At 66.1% G+C, this 2342-nt stretch carries 2 protein-coding genes and 1 pseudogene; all 3 read right to left on the bottom strand.

Annotated features, from left to right (window positions below; all coding sequences use genetic code 11):
* On the bottom strand, window positions 1-821 hold an 821-nt coding region (locus KGM94_RS24960; protein ID WP_300265342.1), incomplete at its 3' end, for a polysaccharide deacetylase family protein.
* A gap of 160 nt (window positions 822-981) precedes the next feature.
* Window positions 982-1551, bottom strand: coding sequence for a glutathione peroxidase (locus KGM94_RS24955; RefSeq protein ID WP_300265339.1), 570 nt, complete (start codon window positions 1549-1551; stop codon window positions 982-984).
* A 96-nt stretch (window positions 1552-1647) separates the two neighbouring features.
* Window positions 1648-2342 (bottom strand): annotated as a pseudogene (locus KGM94_RS24950) (L,D-transpeptidase); the annotation flags it as partial.

Raw genomic sequence — 2342 nt, 5'->3', positions numbered from 1 at the left:
GCGGTGTGCTTCTGGAAGTCGTGCATCAGGATGATGCCCTTGCCGAGCTTGTCGAGCTTCTTCATCACGGTGTCGATCACCTTCTCGGGCTTGGAAGCCTTGAAGTCGAAGGAATCGAGGTCGCAGGAGAAGATCGCGATGTTGCGGTTGCCGAGATAGGTGACCATCTCCGGCGGATGCTGCAGCGCCGGGAAGCGGAAGAATGGCGCGGGCGAGATGCCGCCGAGCGCCCATTTCACCGCGGAAAAGCCCTTCTCGATCTCGTCCTTGCGCTGCTGCTCGTTGAGCTTCTTGTTGTTGAGATTGGCGTGCGACCAGGTGTGCGCGCCGATGGTATGGCCGGCGGCGTAGACCTGCTTCAGGATCTCCGGCTCGTAGGTCGAGTGCTTGCCGATCGGGAAGAAGATGCCGGTGGTGCATTCGTCGGCGAGCGCCTTCAGCACCGCAGGCGTGTTGTGCGGCCAGGGGCCGTCGTCGAAGGTCAGCACCACCTCGTGGTCGCGCAGGAAGTCGAGTTCCTTGAAGTGCTCGAAGCCGAAGCCAGGTCCGCCGGTGGTGTCGATCTCGACGGTGCGGGCGACGCCGAGCGCGTTCGGGTTGTTGCAGGCCGCGCGCGCCGGCTGCGCCCCCTGTTGCGGCGGAGGCGGATTCGCGGCGGCGGCTTGCGGCGCGGGAGCGGCCGCTGCCGGAGCGGCAGCTGCGGCCGCGGGCGCGCTTGCCGCCGCTGCGATCGGCTTCGCTGCCGGGGTCTGCGACCATGCGGCGCCCGCCATGCAGAGAGACATCGCGCTCGCCAAAATCAGTCCTGCCGCAACACGCATGTTGTTGTCCTCGAGAGATTGATCCCGTTGTTTGGCCGCGGCTTTTTCGTCGCCAGCCAAACCCTTCCTGCCCCAGATCATACTAGCCTAGAGGGTGGGCCGCCGCCATTGCAACGGCTGTTTGGCGCGACGCCCCAATTGTGCCCAATTGCGTTTGCGATCAGCTGTCGGCCAGCGCCCTTGCGACCGCGGTCTTGATCCTGGTGTCGGTCGGCTCGACGGCGGAAGGAAACACTTCGGCGATATAGCCGTCGCGCCCGAGCAGGTATTTGTGGAAGTTCCAGCGCGGAACCTCCTTCGGCCGGACCTCCGCCGCCCATTTGTAGAAGGGATGAGCGTTCGGCCCGACCACGACGGCCTTGGCCGCAATCGGGAAGGTAACGCCGTATTGGTTGTGCGCGGTCTCCGAGATCTCGGTGACGCCGCCCGGCTCCTGGCCGCCGAAGTCATTGGAGGGCACACCGATGACGGTCAGGCCGCGTCCGCGGAACTCGCTCCAGAGTTGCTGCAGCCCGGCATATTGCGGGGTGTAGCCGCACAGCGAGGCCGTGTTGACGATGATCAGCGGTCGCCCGGTGAAGGCAGCGAGCCGGATATCCTCGCCGGACAGCGCCGGAAAGGAGAACGCGTAGGCGGACATTCGGCTCATCGCGCCTTGCGCGAAGGCGCCGGCTTGCGGTGCCGTGATCGTGGCGAGCGCCGCGCCGACAAGACTTCTGCGGTCCAACATGGCGGTCTCGCCCCCAGCATGATCCGAAACACGCATCATAGCGCGCGCGATCTGTCGTCCCGCTCAACATCGCGTGACGCGCACGCCGCCATCGGGTTAGCGCAGGCGGACGATGAAGTCGGTGCCTTCGCCGGTCTCGCCCTGATTGATGCCCTGGTCCGACACGATGATGGAGCCGCCGCTGGTCAGCATCTCGTTGATTCTCGCCATGGCGTCGGCGGGGACCGTGATGCGGTCCAGCGCCTCGGCAGGGCTGTCGGGCGTGATCGCGGGCTTGGCGGCAACCGGAATGGCACCGGCCATGCGCTGCCGGCGCGTATGGCGCCCCTCGTTCTCGCGTCCGACGGAGCGGACGCTGACGGGCAGCGACACCACCGACCAGCGCAAGGCATTGGAATCGGTCTTGTCGACTTCGGCGGTGAAGACGTGCGTGCCGAGCGGACGATCGCTGGGCGCGATCGTCACGGGTGCGTCGAACAGCGGCGCAAAATTCTGCCGCACATAGATCTTGGAATCCTTGCGGCTGATGAACACCGCGATCTGGCCGGCGCGTTTCGGCGGCTTCGGCCTGGCGGCAGGCGCCGGCTCGGCGAGGCGGGTCTGGTCCTTCTTCGCGTCCGCTGCCGCGGGCTGCGCCGAGGTCGTTGCGGTCGCGGCCATGTCGGGCTTCTTCGCAACCTCCGTTGCCTCGACCTTCGCAAATTCGGCCTTCACGGACTCCGGCTTGGACGTCTCGGCGTTGACCGTCTCGGTCTTGGCAGGCTCCAACTTCTCAGCTTCGGCCTGCTCGG

Source organism: Bradyrhizobium sp., assembly GCF_028868675.1.
In the GTDB taxonomy this organism is placed as follows: Bacteria; Pseudomonadota; Alphaproteobacteria; order Rhizobiales; family Xanthobacteraceae; genus Bradyrhizobium.
Note: the sequence above shows the minus strand (reverse complement) of the source record. Positions and strands in the feature narration are given on the sequence as shown.